Here is a 20,525-nt window from a genome sequence, read left to right on the forward strand (position 1 = left end):
GCGGGAAGTTAAACGGTCCAACACCATCTCAGTCAGTTAGGAATGAGCTGACGAGGAGGCTTGGCGCAGCCCGCGGAAACCCGACGTATATGAATAACTGTAAGAATATAACAATGCAATGTTAAATAAGGAGGAACTTATGATGGAAGCAGCAAAAGTATTAGACGCGAAAGGTATGGCATGTCCAATGCCTGTTGTCAAAACGAAAAAAGCAATTGATGAGATAGAGTCAGGCGACATTCTGGAAGTTCATGCAACAGATAAAGGAGCCAAAAGCGACCTGGCAGCATGGGCGAAATCCGGTGGTCATGAATTAATGGAAGAGGCAGAAGAAGACGACGTCCTGAAATTCTGGATTAAAAAGGCTTAATGGAGACCCCCTAACACTGGGGGTCCTCTTCTTTTAGGAGGGAAAGGTTCATATGGAATATAGTTTCGTTTATATCGTTGTTCTATTCCTGATTGGATTTGCCGGTTCATTTATTTCCGGTATGGTTGGAATTGGCGGATCCATCGTTAAATATCCGATGCTCTTATACATTCCACCTCTATTAGGGTTATCAGCGTTTACAGCCCACGAAGTTTCCGGCATCAGCGCAGTTCAAGTGCTGTTTGCGACGATCGGCGGTGTTTGGGCATACCGAAAAGGCGGTTACTTAAACAAAACATTAATTATTTACATGGGCATCAGCATTCTTATCGGGAGCTTTATCGGCGGATTTGGATCCCGTTTCATGACAGATGGCGGTGTTAATTTTGTTTATGGCGTGCTGGCTGCCATCGCAGCTGTTATGATGTTTGTTCCCAAGAAGCAGATTGATGATATTCCGCTTGATCAGGTTACATTTAATAAGTGGCTCGCCGCAATGTTGGCATTTGCGGCAGGGATTGGTGCCGGTATCGTGGGAGCAGCCGGCGCATTTATACTGGTTCCGATTATGCTGCTTGTCCTGAGAATACCGACACGGATGACGATTGCATCATCACTTGCCATTACATTTATATCTTCCATTGGATCAACTGCCGGCAAGCTCATGACGGGACAGGTACTTTTTGTTCCGGCTGTCATTATGATTATCGCAAGTCTGATTGCATCCCCACTGGGCGCAAATGCTGGGAAGCGCATTAACACAAAGGTACTGCAAGGTATTTTGGCAGTTCTAATTCTGGGAACGGCAATTAAAATTTTGGCTGGATTTTTTTTTAAACAACAATGTTCCATGCCAAGTAAATGCATCAAGTATAGTCCAAGAGGAGAAAGTGGAACCATTATGACCAGAACGGCGACTTTTCCCTTGATGCTACTAAATTACAAATGGCTAAAACCAAATACACTTTAGGAGGATTAGATAACACGAAACAATTCCCCAACAAATATGCCTTAATCCGCAATGCGGGTTTGCCTCAACAGAAGAAGGCAACATGCTGACGGAAGACGAGCAGTGGGCAAAGTAAAGTTACGACACGTCGCCCGAAATTGCAGAGGATGTTTGGAAGTAATAAGTCAAGGAGGTAATGATTGATGTCAAAAGAACATTGGGATGACAGCTTTTCGGATGATGATTTTGTTTATGGTGAAAGAGAAAATGTATTTATACATGATATGGGTGATATCATTCCAGATCATTCAAAAGTAGGCTGTTTTGCTGAAGGAGAAGGCCGGAATGCGGTTTACCTGGCCAAGCAGGGACATGATGTGACATCTTATGATCAATCGATAGTTGTCTTTGAAAACGAAACATTGGCTCAACAAAATAATTATTGACGTCGAAACGGTTGAAATTGATTTGACGAACGAAAAGTGAAGCCGATCAATTTGATGCTGCTATTATGGTATTTGGGCACGTTCCGAAACAAGACCAGCCATTTTTAATGGACAACATGATGGATTCCGTGCAATCCGGGGGTTATGTCATGTTTGAGGTTTATTCTGACGATCAGCTTAACTATCGAACAGGCGGCCCGCCAGCTCTTGACATGTTATATAATCCGGCAGACATTCTGGATTGGATTAAAAATTACAGAATTCACTGAACGAGAAAGCCCATCGTCTTGAGACATGTGATGAAAGTGAGGTCAGATACGAAGCGCCACAAAAGAAGGTTTTGTAGTGCTTGAAGTATCTGAAATGAATTAAGTTAAAAAGATTAAGTGTGTTTAGTAAACTATTTCTTGCTTTCTGATAGTCAATAGGATATAATAAAAGTGAAACATACGTTCCCTTCTAAAGAGGTGTTCACATTGGCTAAAACAACATCCCCAACGTTTGTGTTAACCCTTGAATTAGATTATAACACAAGAATGTTTGCTGTCATCACTGATGAATTGGAAATTTGCCGGGTCATATATAATACCGTTCTTGGTGAGTACTTGAAACGTGAAAAACAAATGAAACGGGAAAAGGCATATAAGCGGTTAATCCGCCAACTGCATAGCGTCAATAAGAAATTGGCAAAAGATGACCATGATGCCTCGCTTATTCATGAAAAGAAAATGATCAATCAAAAGCTTCATCTTTTAAGAAAAAAATATGAACTGACAGAATTTGCTTCACACGTGTGGGTAAAACCTATTCGTCAGCACTTCCATAATAAAGTGAATGCAGCTGTTGCGCAAAAAACAGCCTCCCGCGCCTGGCTGGCATTCAGTAAAAAGCTATTTGGCAAGGCCAAACATGTCCGCTTTGTTCGAAAAGGGGAAATGGAAAGTTTTGAAGGGAAAACTAACACGACAGGCTGGCGATTTATAGATGGATTTCTCGTTTATAAAGATTTAACAACACCACTGAAAATCAAAAAGAACGATGCCTATACTTCTGGAATCCTTCACCATTTGGATAACCAAAACACCATTTACATATACAATCACCTCGATGGCAACAAGAAAACAGTGGAGGATCAATACGGGTAAAATTGTGCGGATGTCAAAAAAGAAATAAGAGGGCGCATACGCTATTTTGCTGATTTGGTTATCAGCGGGTATCCGCCATCCAAAAACAGAATGCTTGGAAAGGGAAACGTTGGATTGGATATTGGCACATCAACCCTGGCTGTGTCATCATTAACAAAAGCTGTCTTATTCAATTTAGCGGAACAGGTTCAAGAAATATCACGTGATATTCGATTGATTCAACGTAAAATGGACCGTTCGAAACGGGCGACAAACCCGCAAAATTTCAATAGAGATGGCACAATCAAACAAGGCAAGAAAACCTGGGTATTTTCCAATCATTATCGGAAGTATCGTGTAAGATTAAAAGAATTGCATCGCAAACAAGCAGTGATTCGAAAATTATCCCACCGTACTTTAGCAAATGAACTTCTCACGCTTGGTGATCACTTTTGTACGGAGACCATGCATTTTAAAGCCCTGCAAAAACGAAAGCAGAATACTGAAACATCCGGGAAAACAGGAAAGTATATACGCAAAAAACGTTTTGGAAAAACACTCGGCCATCGGGCACCGGCCATGTTTATCACCATACTGCGTGAAAAAGTGATACGCCTCGGCGGCACCTTTGCAGAAGTGAATACTCAGAAGTTCAAAGCCAGTACTGTTGTCACAGCGCTGGCATGTTGGATTGATGACAATACGAAGGTGCAGCGCGACTATATTCAGCCTTTTTATTGATGAAATGCCAATAAGTCAGGACCAAGACCAAATTCGAAAGCAAAAATGTGAAGGCAAGCCTTTTCCATTGGTTTAAAAAGTTGCATGAACCAGGTAATACGGGCTATTGTAAACGGCAAAAGCATGATTTTAAATTCAGGAATCAGTGTCAAAAACTAATGCAACACATACGGCGGTGTGATACCACCGGGCTTGCGAAAGTCAAAGATGCGGTCGTTAATGGCAGCAAGAGGCTGCTTTGGCCGTGAAAGTTCTGAAGGAAATGGTCCCAGTATCCTGAATAACCCTAAATGCGAGCACATGTAAATGTGTCTGTGGCTGCCGGTCGGAAGAAGGACAATGGATTCAGAACCCCACTGCTTTAGCTGTGGGAGTATCAGAAATGTGTTCATTTTTATTACGGTGAAGCGACACGAGCAGAAGGAAAAAGACACGTGGGTTTAGGTCATGTTATACAGGCTGTGATCAAGAAGTGATAAATAGCAACTTCTGATCGGATAAGTGCCTGTTTACCGAACTGGCAATATGTTAGAAGATTGATCAGTGATTGATCGTTACCGTATTAGCAAGGTTAAAACTGGCATATATTTTACAAGTGGATAGTATGGATTAATTAAATAATTGTATTTTTCTTATCCAGAGAGGTTGAGGGACTGGACCTCAGCAACAGACATTTATACTGTGCTAATTCCAGAGGCGTATGCTGAAGATAAGCGAAACAGCAGCGCCATCACGATCAGTTCATAAAAGCAGGAAGAAAAATAATTTTTCTTCCTGCTTTTATTGTTAAAATGAGTAGGATTCACCGTCTTCCGGAACTGATATATTAGATGATATTCCTTTTTCACTTATGAAGTTTTTTAATTCGTCTCTTGATAGTGTCCAATGATTGACAGCTTCCATATGCACCGTAATAATCTTTGCGTTAGGGGCAGCCTGGTACACTTCATAGACATCATCTTTGCCCATGACGAGAGAACCGCCTTCCAGGAATTGATTATCGCCAGCATTGAGTACAATGATTTCAGGTTTGTGTGTTTCGATTTCTTTCTGAACCTTATCATTCCAAACCGTATCACCAGCTACATATAGCGTTTTTTCGTTTGAGTGCCTGAAAACAACGCCACATACGTTACCAGCAAGTTCTATCAATTCACCTCTGCCATGCTCGCCCTTTGTTTTCGTTAATTGGATGCCTGCAAAAACGGTATCCTTTTGTAAAACCTCGACATTTTTGAAACCGGTGCTTCGAATTTCTGTCGCATCTTCTTCATTTTGCGCAAACAATTTTATATCTTTTGGAAGTGCCTCTTTGGCAGCATCATCCCAGTGGTCTAAATGAAGATGGGTAACAATGATGGCATCAACATGATTAATTATATGATCAATAGACGTCGGTAAATCAACTAACGGATTATTTTGATCTTGTCTTGGTGCATCAGGAAAGCCTACACGAGGTCCAAAAGGCGGGAAGGCCCCTTTTTCCGCTAACATTGGATCGATTAAAAACTTTTTCCCCGCATATTCAACAACCAGCGTTGCATTGCGAATTTGTTGTATATTCATGGTAAACCTCCTTTGCTTTTATTTATATCTATTATATATTATCATCAATGAAAGAATACATGGATGAAATCAAGTCTTTTTGCCGTTCAACTTGAAACTTGAAAGGATTTGAAAAATGTTAGATGAGACAGATAAGCGTATCCTTGATGAATTATCCAATAACAGTCGTATCTCTATGAAAGATTTGGGTGAAAAAGTCCATTTGACCGGACAGGCTGCTGCAGATAGAGTAGCCAAACTGGAAGACAATGGTGTGATTGAGGGATATACCATAAAGGTTAACCAAGCCAAATTAGGGTATGTTGTACATGCCTTTATTACGGTCATGACACAAACGATTCACCATCAACCTTATCTCTCCTTTATAAAAACACAGGAACAATATATTATAGATAACTACAAAATCAGTGGAGAGGGCTGTTACCTTCTTGAATGTAAATTTCCATCCAATGAGGTATTAGATAGATTTTTAGAAGATTTAAATGAATATGCGAACTATAAATTATCGATTGTTATTAAAAATAGTGCAGAAAGATAGCGTGTTAGAACAGTTCTATACTTCAAGTAAGTAAAGCTTCTCCTGCAGCTGCTTCTTTTCCGGTAATATGAAAACAGCAGGGTTTTTCCCTTTGTTTTTTCTTTTAAATTGATTGAAGTTAGCATAAGCAACCATTATGTTTGTTATTTAGGTGGAAGGATAATGACAATCTAATTTATAACGCCTAAAACGAACTAATAATGACACCGGTGCCTCCAAAGGCAGCTATCATCCAGTCAATATTACTATCCTGCGCCAGTTCTTCACAAAGCTACTAAAGTGTCGCTCGCTAATCAGGAAGGTTCCTGAAAACTTCCCTGCATTCTTCATTGTTCTTTAAAGTTTTTACAATAATAAATGTCATTTTCATCAAATTTTCATATTGGTCTTGTACTGTGAATAATGAGGGAAATCATGGCTTGGTAAATTCCGGGTTGTTTAACGAGATCATTACGCAGCTTGCCGGGTTTTCTTTTTAACGTCACGGTTACGTAAATAACAGTATGCGAAAGGTTTGGAGGTTACAGGCAATGAAAAAAGCGATTCTTGTCCTTGTTGTTGTGGGCATGTTTGGATGGACTGTTTATGATTTTACAAGTTCAACTGGTGAAACGTCCGTTGAAGAAAATAATAGTTCGGATGGTGCCAAAATCACATCACCACCGTCTGCCGGGGAAGAAAGTCAGGTCGAGGAGTCCGATGAAATAGGGCTTTCTGTTGGACAAATTGCACCAGACTTTACATTAGAGACACTTGAGGGAGAAACGGTACAATTGTCTGACTATCGGGGTCAGCGTGTCATCGTCAACTTCTGGGCTACCTGGTGTCCGCCATGCAGGGCAGAGATTCCCGACTTTCAAAAGCTGTATGAGAATAAGGATGTGGAAATTTTAGCAGTTGATTTGACAGAAACGGAGACAAGCATAGAGGATGTTCGGGCGTTTGTGAAAGAATATGACATGACATTCCCGGTGCCGATGGATGAAAATTCCGATGTTTCAGAAACGTATCAGGTTATGGCATATCCGACTTCTTATATGATTGATTCCAGCGGTCATATACAATACGTTGCAATGGGCGCAATGAATTACGACCTTATGGTTCAGGAATTGGAAAAGATGGAATAGATGCAAGTACCTATCGTGAGGCAGCGCGAACGGCTGTGTATATTTGCCATAGAACAGTTGAAACCATTGTAAAAAAATACCTGATAAGCAGTGGAGGATTTTGATCATACCATGCCTTGATTGCTTTTTTTGGTCAAATAAAGTACCATTCATCAAATTTTCATATTGCTCGTGTATTATATGGTACGAGGTACGAATGGGAGGAATCATTTCGTGGTGATAACAAGTAAATTAATGTCAATCGGGATGATGGTTTTCAGTTTCGCGATTGGGTTCATTATCCTGGTGATGCTTGGTGAATTGTCAAAGGAACAACGAAAAATCTATCTGGAAGAAATGATTTCACAGCTCGTTAACCTGATCATCTTTGTCTGGGTAGGAAAAATCATATTGAATTTCCCTGTTTTTATAGAGGATCCGCTGACCATACTGGCATATCCCAGTGGTTCGGATTCATTTTATCTGGCTGTACTTTTCAGTGCGGTGTTGTTTCTTTATAAATCATCAAAGTGGCAGCTGGATACGCTGGTCTTCCTGGAATCCTTCCTGCTTGTATTATTGACCGCATCTTTTGCATATGAATTTAGTCAATACATATGGAACGATAATCAATTTGCCTTCGGGTATCTGATTCTACTGACCGTTCTCTGGTTATTATTTATTTTTATGCAAAATCGTTTTTCTTCGGGTACGTCAATCCTTGTTATATTAACTGTTTGGTCTCTTGGCGTTCTATTATTATTGTCTATTCAGCCATTTGTAACTGTATTTGGCTATATGATCACACCATGGTTCTTGGGTCTTTTTTTCGTCACCGGTTTTTCATTTATTCTATATTGTAAAAGAAAGAGGGGATCGTAATGGGTGGAATTGAAGCAGACACAATGTTAATCGCAGGAATGTTTCTGGCGGTGGGTGCAGGTGCCTTGTCCTTTCTGTCACCGTGCGTGCTGCCGATTTTCCCGGCTTATATGTCGTATATTACCGGTATCAGTGTAAAAGAATTGCAGGGAGATCAGAATACGAAAATTCGCCGGCAGTTATTAAGTCATTCACTCATCTTTCTGTTGGCGGTTTCCCTGGTATTTATCAGTTTGGGGGCAAGTGCCTCATTTTTAGGCAAGTGGGCACAGGATTTGCTCGTTGGGGAATCCGGGCTGCTTATTCAGCGTATTGCCGGTATTCTTATTATTGTGATGGGCTTATTTGTTGCCGGTTGGATTACCATTCCATCATTGATGAAGGAAAAACGATATCAATTCTCCAAAAGGCCGGCGGGGTATATCGGGACATTTTTTATCGGACTTGGCTTTGCGGCAGGTTGGACGCCATGTATAGGGCCGATTTTCGGGTCAATTTTGCTTCTGGCCGCCAGTAATCCCGGTCAGGGTGTATTTTACACGATCATGTATGTAATTGGTTTTGCATTACCGTTTCTTTTGCTGACGTTTTTCCTCGGTTCAACCAAATGGATTGTCAGACACAGCCAGGTGATCATGAAAGTTGGCGGCGTGATTATGATTATGATGGGCCTGGTGTTATTTTTCGGGTTGATGCCGATTATTTCAGGTTTCCTGCTTGATCTGGTGGAGGGTACGTGGTTATCTGAATTGGGATGATAAGTCGTGTGAAATCAATTTTTACTGTCATAATAGTACAATTAACTTGAGGTGGTCATGGTGAAACAAACCATTCTAGTAGTTGAAGATGACAAGATGATTCGTGAACTAATCAACATTTATCTCGAAAAAGCAGGGTATGACGTTATTGAGGCTGCAGATGGACAAGAGGCCAAGCAGGCATTTTTGACGTATCATCCTTGTCTGATTGTGCTTGATTTAATGCTTCCCAAAATGAGTGGAGAAGCCTTCTGTACATGGGTGAGGGAGCAGGAGCGAAATGAAGTGTCAGTTATAATGGTTTCCGCCAAAGCACGCACAAATGATAAAATAAACGGCTTGAAGATGGGTGCGGATGATTATTTAACGAAGCCATTCGATCCTGATGAACTTGTCGCACATGTTGAGGCTGTTTTGCGAAGGACAGGACAATTTTGTCAAAAGATTGCATATGGCGGGCTGTGCATTAAACCACGCAAAGGCGAAGTATTGCTTTTTGACCAACAGCTGGATTTGACGAAACACGAATTTAATCTGCTCTATTATTTTATGGAGAATCCGAATGTTGTCCTCTCCAGGGAAGATTTGATTAACCAGTTGTACCCATATGCTGATAAGACAATATTGGACCGTACAATTGACGCACATATTAAAAAACTCCGCGAGAAAATTGAAGACAAGCCATCCTATCCGAAACGAATATTAACCGTCCGGGGAATGGGGTATAAATTTGCTGATGAGTAAACATAGAAAGTCCTGGCTGCCAAAACAGTTTCTGTGGCGTTTATCCATCACCAATACAATTGTGATTACCGCATTTATTGTGTTAAGCGGGTGGTCCATCTATCATGCTGCATGTTCATTGGCTGACGGGATGGGGTCGATGAATGCACAAAAACAGGGGCAATTTGAAGCAGTACTCTTTCAATACTTGTGGATTTTCAGTGCTGCCGCAATCGTAACCGGCAGTTTAACCCATTTTTATATAACGAGAAAATTGACGGAGCCATTAAAAAAGCTGATTGATTCGACAAAACGTATGAAATCAGGACACTATCCGAAACCGATTGAAGTTAAATCCAAGGATGAGACAGCTCAATTGATTGGCCATTTTAATGATATGGTGTACCAGTTAAAAATGAATGAAGAGCATCGTCAGAAAGCTATTTCAGATCTGTCGCATGAATTCCGGACCCCTTTGTCAAACTTAAACGGCTATTTAAATGCATTAAGCAGTGGTGTGATTGACGGGGATGAAAAACTTTATCGGTCGCTCTATGATGAATCCCAGCGGCTTACCGACATGGTTAAACAACTGGAGCAATTGAAGGAATGGGACTATATCTCAAATCAGACGTTTTCCGAAAAAGAACCTGTCGACATGCATATGGCTGTCATGCAATCCGTTGAAATGTTTCATTGGACACTTGAAAATGCGGACATTTCGGTGGATGTCCATTCTGAATATGGCGTTGTCAATGTGGATGGTGGCGGCATTTTACAGGTGATTGGTAATCTGCTTGATAATGCTGTTTCGTATTACCAGGGAACAGGTCCTATTTTTGTTAAAGGGGAAAAACTGGACAATATATACCGGGTGTCGGTTGCCGGACCGGGCCAAGCAATTCCTGCTGAAGAACTGGACAGGATATTTGAACGGTTTTATCGGACGGACACATCCAGAAGTTATTATTCAGGGGGAACAGGCCTTGGTCTCGCCATATCCAAAGAAATTGTTGAACATCACGGTGGGAAGATTGGTGCAGAGTCAGATGGGAATTTCCATACGTTCTGGTTTGCGCTGCCGCTTTGGAGTCAAACCTGAAAATAACTGCAAGCTGAAATAAACGATTTAAGAGGTGAATAGTGGTGGAAAACAAACGTTTTGATCCGAGGAATGCTGATAAATTAATGAGTGAGGAACGAAAAGCAGAATTACAACCTGAGAAAATAATTGAACAGTTACATGTAAACGAAGATGATACGGTAGCAGATTTAGGAGCAGGACCGGGCTTGTTTAGCCTTGCTTTAGCCCAGCTGACAAAAAGTGATGTTTATGCTGTGGATATTGAACCTGAAATGCTTGAAAGGCTTAAAAGGAATGCAGAAAAGGAAAGTATCGAAAACATTAAAGTTATTGAGAGTGATCTTGAAAATATTAAACTCGCTGATCATTCGGTAACCCGTGTTCTAAATACATTTGTCATTCATGAGGTAACAGATATAAACCAGGCGATTTATGAAATGAAACGCATTCTTAAACCGGGAGGATATTTGTTATTAGTGGATTGGGAAGCTGTTGAAACGGAATCCGGGCCTCCGCTTGAAATAAGAATTCCATCTAAAGAAATGGATAACTTACTGAAAGACAATGGATTCAATACGGAATTATACTACCTGGATTCAGAACACTATGCCATTAAGGCGGGAAAAGAAGAGAATTAAGCATGTTTCATTATATACGGTTAAAACGAACAAATTTGCTAATGAAACAGTGAACGCATTGGAAGCCGCATTGTAGAGGCAAAAGTTTGGAGTAATCCAGGACTTCAATTAAAAGCAGAAAGAAAAGGTATTTTTTCTTTCTGCTTTAACTATTAAAGTACATATGACTCACCGTCGTCCGGAACCGAAATATTCGAGGAGATGCCTTTTTCATCAATAAGGAGGTCTTGCTCCGTCCCTCCAGTTCCATGCAATAATAGTAATGTCGGTTTCGATGGATCATTTCCTTTTTGGAAAATATGTTTCATGGTAATTCTCCTTTTCTTTATTATTTCTGATTTATCCGCGTCAACCCTCATATTCCTTTTCAAATACTTTTGTACTTCTAACTGTATCAATTGGTCGAACCAACTTTTCAATTTCCTCACGCTTAGCTTCACTTCCGACGGCGCCATTGTCCTTTCAAAGGCAGTCAGCAGATTCATTAACAGGTGATTCTTTCGTGAACAAGTAGATGCCATATGTTCCTATGAGGATGAAATAAATCATATTAAACATGGTTAAATAAACAATACCCTGATCTCCAAAAACAGCAAACCACATTGTGCTGGGGATTACATCCGTTACGATAAGGATTATGAACAAAAAGGGCGCTAAGCCAAAAACGGCAGAGTTTTAGCATGGGGCGGACAAGTATTTGGACTGGTATTCAAGTGGGTGTTTATTGTATAGAGTTTGAGGTATATTGCGTCATCATTAGGTTAAATCTAATCATGATATCCTAATCGGGGAGTGAAGGTGCATGTTAAAACTGGAAACGGAAATTGAAGGGAAGAAAGCCTATTTTGGTGATGTGTACAGAATGTTCCGGTCCAATGGATAAACACTTTGCGGGAACTGGGAATATGACCGCGGGATGTTCGATATGGTCCTGTACCGGGAAGGCGGCGAGACGATCTATATCAGAATTCCGTTTGACGTCATTGAAGGGGAGCTTGACAGTGCTAAGGCCTATTTGGAATTCCGGACGCCGTTTGTCATCAAGCATGTCGTAAACACCGGTCTGGACTGGGATGGAAATTCATTGCTGACAACCACAGGATTCAATCAATTCCAAGCGCCTCTTGACAAAGATGGAAACATAACTGATAAGAGCCGTTGGGAAGCGGCCGGTGAGAAGGAAGTAGATAGAATCATCAATTCGATTGGCGTTTGAAAATATCGTGATGCTATACGCCAGGAATGGCTGGTGGAGGAAGACGGATCTATAAGCTAAGTCTTCCTATTTTAAGAAGAGCCAATCAAATCTGATTCGTTTTTTTTAATTATATGAAATAATCTTTTTATTTCCTTCTTTAACCCACTCTGCAGTATTTTAATGCTGTCAACAGGTGATTTGAATGAATTGTAAATCAGGTTTATGACAGAACTTCTGGCAGTTTTGAATTCTTTTGTAAAGGATGTGACTTAGCAGGAAAACGACGTCATAATGCATATATATTTCAAATGAACGGAACAATAAGCTGGAATGAACACAATATCCAATTCCTGGAAATAAAGTGGTAAAGGAGAAGAAACATGTTAAACACTAAATTGGCGGTCATTTTTTACAGCATGAGTGGAACAAACTATCAATTAGCCAAATGGGCTGAAGAAGGAGCAAAAGAAGCAGATGCTGAGGTCAAAGTTTTTAAAGTAGAAGAATTGGCTCCACAATCAGTCATTGATGGAAATGAAGCATGGAAATCAACCGTAGAAGCAACAAAAGATGTTCCAGTGGCAACATCAGATGATATTGAATGGGCAGATGCTATTATATTCAGTACACCAACCCGTTTTGGCGTCATGGCATCGCAAATGAAACAGTTTTTAGATATTCAAGGCGGGATTTGGGCGAATGGCAAGACAGTAAATAAAGTTGTAAGTGCCATGACGTCTGCACAAAACCCGCATGGCGGTCAAGAAGCCACATTGTTATCTTTATATACATCAATGATGCACTGGGGAGCTATCATAGCATCGCCTGGGTACACTGATCCTATGTTATATGGTGCTGGAGGGAACCCATATGGAACAAGCGTTTCTGTTGATCAGGATGGTAACATGATTGAGGATGTTGAAGATGCAGTGAAACATCAAGCTAAACGAACCGTTACAGTTGCGGAATGGGTTAAAAATGGAAATGAATGAATTTGTTCCATTTAAAGAGCCAATTGTAATTTGATTGGCTCTTTTTGTTATTCAAAAAACGATTGGATTATCTGTTTTCTTTTATTGTTATAATGTCTTTTATGGGAAGGTTTTTTCTAAATGTATTTGCCGTGTAAACACACATTTATGATAGAATGCCTTCTTATTTTTTATCAGAACTCAGCCCCAAATCTTCGCGAGAGTATTTATGGGAACTCTGAATTAATAGTTCAGAGAATTCATTGTTTTTATTAAATAGTCCGGTTGTCGGATTGTACCCTCCCCATTAAGTTAATAGAATAATAGTAAGGGGGGCAATTTTCTGTTTTAAAATTCCTAATGAGGGAGGAGAAGAAAATGAACAGAAGAAAAAGAGTTTGGTTTGAAGAAAACGGCCGCAGATTGGATCCTGGTTTAGTCGAACAATTGCGCATCAATCGGAGAACCGACCCCCAGGAAACGAGTAACAATGAAATCCCTATTATTGTCAATTACAAGAAAGATTGTGAACAGGACAAAAAAGATGATCTTTTGCGAGCTTGCAACGTAGATTCTCATAATCACCTGCAACGGGAAATTCGCATTATCAATGGCATCAGAGGCCATCTTACACCCGGAATGATTAAGCAAGTCAGGAATCATGAAGCAATTCAGCGGATCTACTATGACCGGGCTGTTTCAGCATTTCTCGATGTAGCGGACACACAAATCGGTGCCGAGAATGTTAGAGAAGCACACAACCTTAGCGGGAATGATGTGACAATTGCTGTTCTTGATACCGGTATTCACCCCCATGACGATTTAACAACACCGGAAAACCGTATCACTGCGTTTCACGATTTGATTAATGGAGAGACCGAGCCATATGACGACAATGGGCACGGGACACACTGTGCCGGGGATGCAGCAGGGAATGGCGCACTTTCCAACGGGGAATATCAAGGACCTGCACCAGAAGCATCCATCGTCGGTGTGAAAGTGCTGGATGAAATGGGGGGCGGAAGTCTGTCTACCATTGTTGAGGGCATTGAATGGTGCATAGATAACAGAGAAGCGCACAATATCCGGATCATTTCCCTTTCTCTAGGTGCATCGGCACATGAGTCGTTTAGGGATGATCCGTTGGCAATTGCTGCACAGGAAGCATGGCACAGCGGCATTATTGTTTGTGCTGCTGCAGGAAACAGCGGGCCGGCTCCGGCAACCATCAGTACACCGGCGATTGATCCGTTCATCATCACTGTCGGTGCATCAGCCGACCAGGATACAGTTGATCGCTCTGATGATGAAATCGCTGAATACTCCAGCCGCGGACCGACCATTGACGAATTCGTAAAGCCGGACATTTATGCACCCGGAACGGATATTATTTCATTGCTGGCTCCTGATTCCGCACTGGAAACACAAATGGCTGAGCAGGTTATTGATGAAAATTATATTCAGATGTCCGGCACTTCCATGGCAACACCTATATGTGCAGGTGTCACTGCCTTGATACTTGAAGCGAACCCGGATTTGAGCCCGAATGATGTCAAAAGCATATTACAAATGACCGGTGAGCCGGTATTCGATGATCAATGGGGTTATATTGAGGCAGAAAGCGCAGTTGAAAGGGCTATCAGCTATGCAGAAAACATACAGGGATCTGTCTCGGGAAGCGGTGAATCATCATAAATGTATTTTGTTTGCCAAGGGGATTAAGAACCCATCAGCCGATTGGTTTTATTTAAAACCAGTCGGCCTTTTCTTTGATGAACGAATAAATAGCAGAACATTTCAATAGTTTCTGCATGTTGTCGAAGTGAACGTTGGAGGGTTACTAACGAACTGGACCCCTTTTACCATATTAGAGACGATATCAATCATTCTGTGATCGAATGCATTGTTGACAGATTGGTTAGAACGTGACATAAAGTCAATCAGAGCTCGTAGTAATTGATTGTGAATACAATGGGGCTGATATTCATAAATGCCAGGAAAAACGATGAGCTCATTTTATGAGTGAAAGGATGTTTTCGTATAAGAATGTAGCTTGTGCGGAAGCATCCTTTTTCATTTCCTTTTTTACATATGAGCTAATCAAGAATAATCCTAATCGCTGGATACTCAAAGTGCTTTCACGGTCATGACAGTAACTCTGATAAAACTGATAGAAGAAAAAATTCAAGCACTTAATTTAACAAAACCCATATTGACACTTATAATAATACAGATTAGGAGTGATGACTTATTTATCTCGAACAACAACAAGAATTACGCGAGTCTTTATTACATAATCCAAAGGGAAAAACGCGTTTGGGGTTAGCGCTCTTACTTGGGTTGCTTGCTTTTCTGGGACCGCTTAATATCGATATGTATTTGCCCAGTTTCCCCGGGATCGCTCAGGATTTCACAGCCAGCGCCACACAGGTGCAGCTTAGTTTAACCGCATGTTTAATCGGGCTTGCGATTGGGCAAGTGGTTGTCGGACCGATCAGTGATGCCGAGGGCAGAAAAAAGCCTTTGTTAATAGCTACTACTTTGTTTGTGTTAGCTTCCCTGTTCTGTGCATTTGCACCCAATATGACAACACTGATCACTGCACGGTTTTTACAGGGGTTTACCGCATCAGCCGGAGTTGTCCTTTCTCGTGCTGTGGTACGTGATGTATTCAGCGGTAAGGAGCTTACAAAATTCTTCTCGCTGTTAATGGTCATTAATGCTGTTGCACCAATGGTCGCGCCTATGTTGGGTGGAGCACTCCTGGCTTTTCCATCAGCAAGCTGGCAAACTATTTTTTACTTTTTAGCTATTATTGGACTTTTGATTGTTATTATTGTTGCCACGAAATTAAAGGAAACATTGCCTCGGGAGAAACGTATTCCAAGTTCTATTGGATCTTCTGTGATGACAATGGGCAGTTTGCTGAAAGACCGTTCTTTTATAGGCTACGCATTGGTTGTCGGGTTTGTACATGGGGGGAGTTTTGCCTATGTATCAGGGACCCCTTTTGTATACCAGGATATCTATGGCGTATCTCCCCAGGTATTCAGTGTGCTATTTGGGATAAATGGGATAGCAATTATTACAGGGAGTTTTATTATCGGGCGTTTCAGTGGAATCATCCCGGAGAAGAAATTACTTCAGGCAGCCGTTACAATTGCGCTGACGGCAACTTCCATTTTGCTGATTATGACAATTATTGAGGGACCGTTAGCATCACTTGTCATATTGATTTTTATATACATGACCACTATGGGAATGATCATCACAAGCACGTTTACCCTGGGAATGGCCAAGCAGGGGCATCGTGCCGGGAGTGCAAGTGCCGTTTTAGGCATGCTCCCAATGCTGCTCGGGTCAGGTTTTTCCCCGCTTGCTGGCATAAATGAAGCATCAGCTGTTCCAATGGGAGCCATATTATTCACGACTTCTCTCATCGGATTTATAGCTTTCTATACATTGGTGAAAACAGATAAGGAAGAAGGATAAAGTGATTGTCGAACGAATACGGTGTCCAAAATTAATCGTCAATTTTGGTTATAATGTATAAATATCCTTTGCATGTTCAATGGTTTGTAAACTTCAAACTAAATACATAGCAAAGGATATTTATTTTCTGATACCGGAGTTCTCAACAAATTAAAGATGGTGTTGAATGATCCCGCGTTCCACATTTGACTGGGCACCACGCGATAATGTCCTACATATATTAACGGATTTTCCCATGACTTTGATGTCGTCCCATATGGTGACCGGCCAGTTCCCATTACTGTTTATATACCCCCCTGAGCGTAATATATAACCCTTCTCACCCCTATAGTCGAAACGAATCCCGAAAAAGTAGCATCCTCCAGCTGAAAAAATTTAAAAAATATTTTTCATTTTCATGCCCCCGAATTGAGAAATGATTCGATTATAGAAGTGAATAGGGAATAAGATTATCCACTCAACATGGGGGGATTAGAGTGAAATTTAACCTTAGGGGTGTTTATTATGTTCAAATAACGTGAAAACATCGCAGGTCTTTTGTTACGGAAGATCCATTTCAAAATGGATATTAAATTTTATAAAAATTTAATATCAAGTATATATTCAGAAAACAATTATCCTGTAAAATAATAGGTGAAACAAAAATGAATGAGATGCTTTAAGAATCTAAAAATCACCGATCATAGGAGGTATGGCGTTAATGTTAACGAGCAAGCAAAAAGAAATCATGCTTCCCGTCGCGACAAATCGTGGGAGCATAATTGCAGTTCTCTCAAAGTTAAGGGATAATAAGAAGCGAATTGAATCAGATGAGAAGGCATATTTTAACAAGGAAAAGGACGAAAGGGATAGAAACGCATTTTATGAGGGGATTGATTTTGAGCTTGGTGACGCTGAAGTCGTTCAGGCGATAAGTGACCTGCTTCGGGAAGGCCATATCAATCAGGTTAGATATGACCCGAGTGAGTATGTGTATCCATGGGTAGATCTTCGGCCGGACGGTAATTTGACGAGTATTTATAATGGAAAAAACCGAGATCCTGAAGAAGTAATAGGGGCGGACTACATCATTTCTTTGGAACGGGAAAGAGAAATGGATCGGATACCGGATAACGACCTGGAACGGATTGCGCAAATTTCAGCCGATTATAAATATAACTGTGAGCATGTGGTGCCGCAGTCCTGGTTTAATGAAGAAGAGCCGATGCGTGGGGATATCCATCATTTGTTCACGTGTGATCCTTACTGTAATTCCTTTCGAAGTAATTACCCCTATCATGATTTTTCGGAATACACACCGGAACTGGGAATGAGTCGGATTGATGAAGGTTGCGGTAAAGCAGCGGAAGAATTATTTGAACCGGAATACGGAAAAGGTACTGTTGCCAGGGCAATGCTTTATTTTTTGCTCCGATATTCAGAGCGGATTGAAACGCGATATCTGAAGCAGGTGGATACGGATCTTCTTTTGGAATGGCATGCGCGATTTCCTCTTGATGTGTATGAAAAACACACCGTCAATCCATTTAGACTTTCCGCGGATGCTGGATGTGATGAAAAGAGTCAGGGGGTAAGCCTTCTGATTCTTGTTTTTTTCCAAATATAGATAAATTGGTTGGTGGATGGTATTTTATAAAAAGTTGACGTATTTGTACTTTTTGTTGTTTATATAAGCTAATCGTTATATAATTATATATAAATGACATAGGGAGGTGGATTTTTTGCAACAAACAGCTATTGAAATGGAGAAGGCTGCGGTAATTTTAAAATTGCTGGGTGATAAAACAAGACTGACGATGATGAAATTAATCGATAATCAGGCGTGCTGTGTTTGCGAATTTGTCGAGATTTTTAAAGCAAGCCAACCTTCCATAGTCCAGCATCTAGAAAATTAAGAGATGTTGGATTGTTTAAGGAAGAGCGAAAAGGACAATGGATTTTATTCCATAAAATAAAACAAATGACTATTATCCATTTGTTCAGCAAAAATTCTGATCAATTACACCGTCAAGATTACAACTCAGAGAATTGGATGAAAGGTACACGATCATTTGTTGTTAATTGGAGGGGAATTATTTTGTCATCACACTGATACTAGCTATTTTAATATTTTTAGTAAAAACTTGTTTTAGTTATTTGGCAGCCCAGAGGGATTGAATATTTGGTGGTCTCCATTGGTGGGCCATTGTCGCTGTTAGTAGGTGTAGTGATTTTTCAGCGATTATTGGACGTAACGGAAATGTGTGGAACGCTACCCTGGCTTTTTGTTGCCATTAATACTATTTCTTTGATATTGGGATGAAATCGGGCTGTTGAATGGGCAGCACTGCAATTGGCAAGGATTGCAAAAGGTAAAGGAATCAAGATGTTTATTTATATTAGTATTTTTAGGTGCGGTGGTAGCTGCCCTGTTTTTCCAATGATGGAGCACACTAATTCCCTACACCGATTGTCCTTGCCATGGTTGAATTTAAAAACTTTAAGGAAAAAATGAATTTTCCTTTATCATGGCCCATGGTTTCATCGCAGATAACCACGTCACTGCCTTTGTAGTCAGTAACCTTGTTAATATCGGTTCAGCTGACTCTTCTTTGATATCGGATGTGTGGAATATGCTCAATATTCCGAACTTATTTCTGCCAACGCACTTACGGTTTGTTGATTTATTCAGAAAGAGTATCCCGAGACTATAGAAGTTTCTTAAAATTAAGTGAGCCTGCAATGCCATACAGGATTTAAAAATGTTCCGTATGTCTTGGTATGTGCTCCGGGGTTATTGCTCATCGGTTACTTTGTTAGTGAGTTCATTCGTTCGGTTCCTTTCATTGTTGGTGTGATGCGATCTTCTTCCTGTTGATGGCCAAAATAGCCAAACGGTTGAATACAAAGCGGTTATAAAGGTGCACCATGGGACATTGTTGTTTTTCTCCTGGGTATGTATGTGGTTTGTTTATGGATTGGGAAACGCCGGGTTAACGAGTGCTTTGGGTACTGTGATTGAGGCAGCGGCAGAACAGGGATTATTTGTTGCCACCATGACCATGGGGTTCATTGCGGCTTTCTTGTCTTCCATTATGAACAATATGCCAACCGTGATGATTGATGCCCTGGCGATTGCTGAAACAGATACTTCCGGCGTCATCAGGGAGGCACTGATTTACGCAAACGTTGTGGGAGCTGACTTGGGTCCAAAGATAACACCAATTGGTTCACTTGCGACTTTAGTATGGCTCCATGTTTTGTCGCAAAAAGGCGTAAAGATCTCATGGGGCGCTTATTTTAAAATAGGAATTATTCTAACGATTCCGATCCTGTTTATAACGTTACTGGGGCTTTACTTAACGTTGCTGGTTTTGTAAGAATCCGGTGATAGGATTATGAAGTTTTTTGGAGGAGGCTGCCTTAGGACTTAATGTTTTATAGAAAGCTACTTCCAAAATCTTTGTCAAAAAAGAGAATATAATGAAAAGGAGAATTCGGGATGTCCCAAAAAAAGATTTATTTTCTGTGTACAGGAAACTCGTGCCGCAGTCAAATGGCAGAAGGCTGGGCAAAAAAATATCTGGGAGACAAATGGGAGATTAGAAGTGCTGGAATCGAAGCACATGGATTAAACCCAAATGCTGTAAAAGCCATGAATGAAGTTGGAATTGATATATCTGATCAAAATCAGAAAAAATTGAATACAGCGTTTTTGGAAAAAATGCAACGATGGGCAGTAAACTTATGTGCGGATGCGGAACATAGATGCCCAATGACACCACCCTATGTCAGAAGGGAACACTGGGGTTTTGACGATCCGGCAAAAGCGGAAGGTACGGAAGAAGAGGTGTGGGAAGTATTTCAACGCGTTCGTGATGACATAGGAGAACGGATTAAGCGTTTTGCAGAAACAGAGTCATGCGGAAGATGAAGCAGTAAAATGACTTTAGGCTTATC

The 20,525-nt window shown here is 40.8% G+C and carries 20 protein-coding genes and 6 pseudogenes; 24 read left to right on the forward strand and 2 right to left on the reverse strand.

From position 1 onward, the window contains the following. Nucleotides 1–142 precede the first annotated feature (142 nt). The 7 genes and pseudogenes from Len3610_RS19280 to Len3610_RS19305 all read left to right on the forward strand — a co-directional run bounded on the left by Len3610_RS19280 (nt 143) and on the right by Len3610_RS19305 (nt 3,630). Nucleotides 143–370 carry a sulfurtransferase TusA family protein gene (locus tag Len3610_RS19280; RefSeq protein WP_010529525.1) on the forward strand — a complete coding sequence of 76 codons (228 nt, stop codon included), beginning with the start codon at nt 143–145 and terminating at the stop codon, nt 368–370. A gap of 52 nt (nt 371–422) precedes the next feature. Then, a pseudogene (locus tag Len3610_RS19285) lies at nt 423–1,187 on the forward strand (sulfite exporter TauE/SafE family protein); the annotation flags it as partial. 184 nt (nt 1,188–1,371) lie between these two features. Further along, nucleotides 1,372–1,455: pseudogene (locus Len3610_RS21335) on the forward strand (hypothetical protein); the annotation flags it as partial. Nucleotides 1,456–1,522: 67 nt separating this feature from the next. Next, nucleotides 1,523–1,765 carry a hypothetical protein gene (locus Len3610_RS19290; protein ID WP_176449347.1) on the forward strand — a complete coding sequence of 81 codons (243 nt, stop codon included), beginning with the start codon at nt 1,523–1,525 and terminating at the stop codon, nt 1,763–1,765. 65 nt (nt 1,766–1,830) lie between these two features. Further along, nucleotides 1,831–2,034, forward strand: coding sequence for a hypothetical protein (locus Len3610_RS19295; RefSeq protein WP_176449348.1), 204 nt, complete (start codon nt 1,831–1,833; stop codon nt 2,032–2,034). Between the two features lie 207 nt (nt 2,035–2,241). Beyond that, the gene (locus Len3610_RS19300) at nt 2,242–2,910 is read left to right on the forward strand and encodes a hypothetical protein (protein ID WP_176449349.1); all 669 of its coding nucleotides are present in this window, start codon (nt 2,242–2,244) and stop codon (nt 2,908–2,910) included. A gap of 114 nt (nt 2,911–3,024) precedes the next feature. Then, complete coding sequence (locus Len3610_RS19305; protein WP_176449350.1) at nt 3,025–3,630, forward strand: hypothetical protein; 606 nt, start codon at nt 3,025–3,027, stop codon at nt 3,628–3,630. Nucleotides 3,631–4,416: 786 nt separating this feature from the next. Here Len3610_RS19305 and Len3610_RS19310 read toward each other — a convergent pair. Then, nucleotides 4,417–5,196, reverse strand: coding sequence for an MBL fold metallo-hydrolase (locus Len3610_RS19310; protein ID WP_176449351.1), 780 nt, complete (start codon nt 5,194–5,196; stop codon nt 4,417–4,419). A 115-nt stretch (nt 5,197–5,311) separates the two neighbouring features. Between Len3610_RS19310 and Len3610_RS19315 the strand changes: the two genes are divergently transcribed. The 7 genes from Len3610_RS19315 (at nt 5,312) to Len3610_RS19345 (ending at nt 10,925) form a co-directional block, all read left to right on the forward strand. Beyond that, the gene (locus Len3610_RS19315; RefSeq protein WP_176449352.1) at nt 5,312–5,734 is read left to right on the forward strand and encodes an Lrp/AsnC family transcriptional regulator; all 423 of its coding nucleotides are present in this window, start codon (nt 5,312–5,314) and stop codon (nt 5,732–5,734) included. 530 nt (nt 5,735–6,264) lie between these two features. Continuing rightward, nucleotides 6,265–6,861, forward strand: a complete 597-nt coding sequence (locus Len3610_RS19320; protein ID WP_176449353.1) for a TlpA family protein disulfide reductase — start codon at nt 6,265–6,267, stop codon at nt 6,859–6,861. Nucleotides 6,862–7,074: 213 nt separating this feature from the next. Beyond that, nucleotides 7,075–7,722, forward strand: coding sequence for a hypothetical protein (locus Len3610_RS19325; protein WP_176449354.1), 648 nt, complete (start codon nt 7,075–7,077; stop codon nt 7,720–7,722). Continuing rightward, complete coding sequence (locus Len3610_RS19330) at nt 7,722–8,480, forward strand: cytochrome c biogenesis CcdA family protein (RefSeq protein WP_176449355.1); 759 nt, start codon at nt 7,722–7,724, stop codon at nt 8,478–8,480. Before Len3610_RS19325 ends, Len3610_RS19330 begins: the two co-directional genes overlap by 1 nt. A gap of 60 nt (nt 8,481–8,540) precedes the next feature. Then, nucleotides 8,541–9,224, forward strand: a complete 684-nt coding sequence (locus tag Len3610_RS19335) for a response regulator transcription factor (protein ID WP_176449753.1) — start codon at nt 8,541–8,543, stop codon at nt 9,222–9,224. Then, complete coding sequence (locus Len3610_RS19340; protein WP_255259694.1) at nt 9,217–10,305, forward strand: sensor histidine kinase; 1,089 nt, start codon at nt 9,217–9,219, stop codon at nt 10,303–10,305. Before Len3610_RS19335 ends, Len3610_RS19340 begins: the two co-directional genes overlap by 8 nt. A 44-nt stretch (nt 10,306–10,349) precedes the next feature. Continuing rightward, nucleotides 10,350–10,925 carry a class I SAM-dependent methyltransferase gene (locus tag Len3610_RS19345; protein WP_255259695.1) on the forward strand — a complete coding sequence of 192 codons (576 nt, stop codon included), beginning with the start codon at nt 10,350–10,352 and terminating at the stop codon, nt 10,923–10,925. A 218-nt stretch (nt 10,926–11,143) separates the two neighbouring features. Here Len3610_RS19345 and Len3610_RS19350 read toward each other — a convergent pair. Beyond that, nucleotides 11,144–11,233, reverse strand: a pseudogene (locus Len3610_RS19350) (carboxylesterase); the annotation flags it as partial. Between the two features lie 494 nt (nt 11,234–11,727). On the opposite strand from Len3610_RS19350, the pseudogene Len3610_RS19355 reads away from it, so the two are divergent. The 10 genes and pseudogenes from Len3610_RS19355 (at nt 11,728) to arsC (ending at nt 20,499) form a co-directional block, all read left to right on the forward strand. Continuing rightward, a pseudogene (locus Len3610_RS19355) lies at nt 11,728–12,141 on the forward strand (YugN family protein). Between the two features lie 362 nt (nt 12,142–12,503). After that, a complete protein-coding gene (gene wrbA, locus Len3610_RS19360; RefSeq protein WP_176449358.1) occupies nt 12,504–13,115 on the forward strand; it encodes an NAD(P)H:quinone oxidoreductase in 612 nt (203 codons plus the stop codon). A 357-nt stretch (nt 13,116–13,472) separates the two neighbouring features. Next, on the forward strand, nt 13,473–14,789 hold the full coding sequence (locus tag Len3610_RS19365) for a S8 family peptidase (protein ID WP_176449359.1): 1,317 nt from the start codon (nt 13,473–13,475) through the stop codon (nt 14,787–14,789). A gap of 555 nt (nt 14,790–15,344) precedes the next feature. After that, nucleotides 15,345–16,586 carry a Bcr/CflA family efflux MFS transporter gene (locus Len3610_RS19370; protein WP_176449754.1) on the forward strand — a complete coding sequence of 414 codons (1,242 nt, stop codon included), beginning with the start codon at nt 15,345–15,347 and terminating at the stop codon, nt 16,584–16,586. Between the two features lie 700 nt (nt 16,587–17,286). Further along, a complete protein-coding gene (locus tag Len3610_RS19375) occupies nt 17,287–18,192 on the forward strand; it encodes an endonuclease (RefSeq protein WP_176449360.1) in 906 nt (301 codons plus the stop codon). Nucleotides 18,193–18,307: 115 nt separating this feature from the next. After that, nucleotides 18,308–18,569, forward strand: a pseudogene (locus Len3610_RS19380) (ArsR/SmtB family transcription factor); the annotation flags it as partial. 181 nt (nt 18,570–18,750) lie between these two features. Continuing rightward, nucleotides 18,751–19,080 (forward strand): annotated as a pseudogene (locus Len3610_RS21340) (ArsB/NhaD family transporter). Nucleotides 19,081–19,093: 13 nt separating this feature from the next. Then, the gene (locus Len3610_RS21345; RefSeq protein ID WP_255259696.1) at nt 19,094–19,279 is read left to right on the forward strand and encodes an ArsB/NhaD family transporter; all 186 of its coding nucleotides are present in this window, start codon (nt 19,094–19,096) and stop codon (nt 19,277–19,279) included. Nucleotides 19,280–19,486: 207 nt separating this feature from the next. Further along, the gene (locus Len3610_RS21350; RefSeq protein WP_255259697.1) at nt 19,487–19,945 is read left to right on the forward strand and encodes an ArsB/NhaD family transporter; all 459 of its coding nucleotides are present in this window, start codon (nt 19,487–19,489) and stop codon (nt 19,943–19,945) included. Between the two features lie 122 nt (nt 19,946–20,067). Continuing rightward, entirely contained in the window at nt 20,068–20,499 is a 432-nt protein-coding gene (gene arsC, locus Len3610_RS19390; protein WP_176449361.1) for an arsenate reductase (thioredoxin), read from the forward strand. Nucleotides 20,500–20,525: the final 26 nt, after the last annotated feature.

It is taken from the genome of Lentibacillus sp. CBA3610 (assembly GCF_013373365.1).
GTDB lineage: Bacteria > Bacillota > Bacilli > Bacillales > Amphibacillaceae > Lentibacillus.

What these genes read in the sequence shown, in the direction of transcription:
- Len3610_RS19280 (WP_010529525.1), top strand. Translation starts at nt 143, where the DNA reads ATGGAAGCAGCAAAAGTATTAGACGCGAAAGGTATGGCATGTCCAATG.
- Len3610_RS19290 (WP_176449347.1), top strand. Translation starts at nt 1,523, where the DNA reads ATGTCAAAAGAACATTGGGATGACAGCTTTTCGGATGATGATTTTGTT.
- Len3610_RS19295 (WP_176449348.1), top strand. Translation starts at nt 1,831, where the DNA reads ATGGTATTTGGGCACGTTCCGAAACAAGACCAGCCATTTTTAATGGAC.
- Len3610_RS19310 (WP_176449351.1), bottom strand. Translation starts at nt 5,196, where the DNA reads ATGAATATACAACAAATTCGCAATGCAACGCTGGTTGTTGAATATGCG.
- Len3610_RS19315 (WP_176449352.1), top strand. Translation starts at nt 5,312, where the DNA reads ATGTTAGATGAGACAGATAAGCGTATCCTTGATGAATTATCCAATAAC.
- Len3610_RS19320 (WP_176449353.1), top strand. Translation starts at nt 6,265, where the DNA reads ATGAAAAAAGCGATTCTTGTCCTTGTTGTTGTGGGCATGTTTGGATGG.
- Len3610_RS19330 (WP_176449355.1), top strand. Translation starts at nt 7,722, where the DNA reads ATGGGTGGAATTGAAGCAGACACAATGTTAATCGCAGGAATGTTTCTG.
- Len3610_RS19340 (WP_255259694.1), top strand. Translation starts at nt 9,217, where the DNA reads ATGAGTAAACATAGAAAGTCCTGGCTGCCAAAACAGTTTCTGTGGCGT.
- wrbA (WP_176449358.1), top strand. Translation starts at nt 12,504, where the DNA reads ATGTTAAACACTAAATTGGCGGTCATTTTTTACAGCATGAGTGGAACA.
- Len3610_RS19365 (WP_176449359.1), top strand. Translation starts at nt 13,473, where the DNA reads ATGAACAGAAGAAAAAGAGTTTGGTTTGAAGAAAACGGCCGCAGATTG.
- Len3610_RS19375 (WP_176449360.1), top strand. Translation starts at nt 17,287, where the DNA reads ATGTTAACGAGCAAGCAAAAAGAAATCATGCTTCCCGTCGCGACAAAT.
- Len3610_RS21345 (WP_255259696.1), top strand. Translation starts at nt 19,094, where the DNA reads ATGGCCCATGGTTTCATCGCAGATAACCACGTCACTGCCTTTGTAGTC.
- arsC (WP_176449361.1), top strand. Translation starts at nt 20,068, where the DNA reads ATGTCCCAAAAAAAGATTTATTTTCTGTGTACAGGAAACTCGTGCCGC.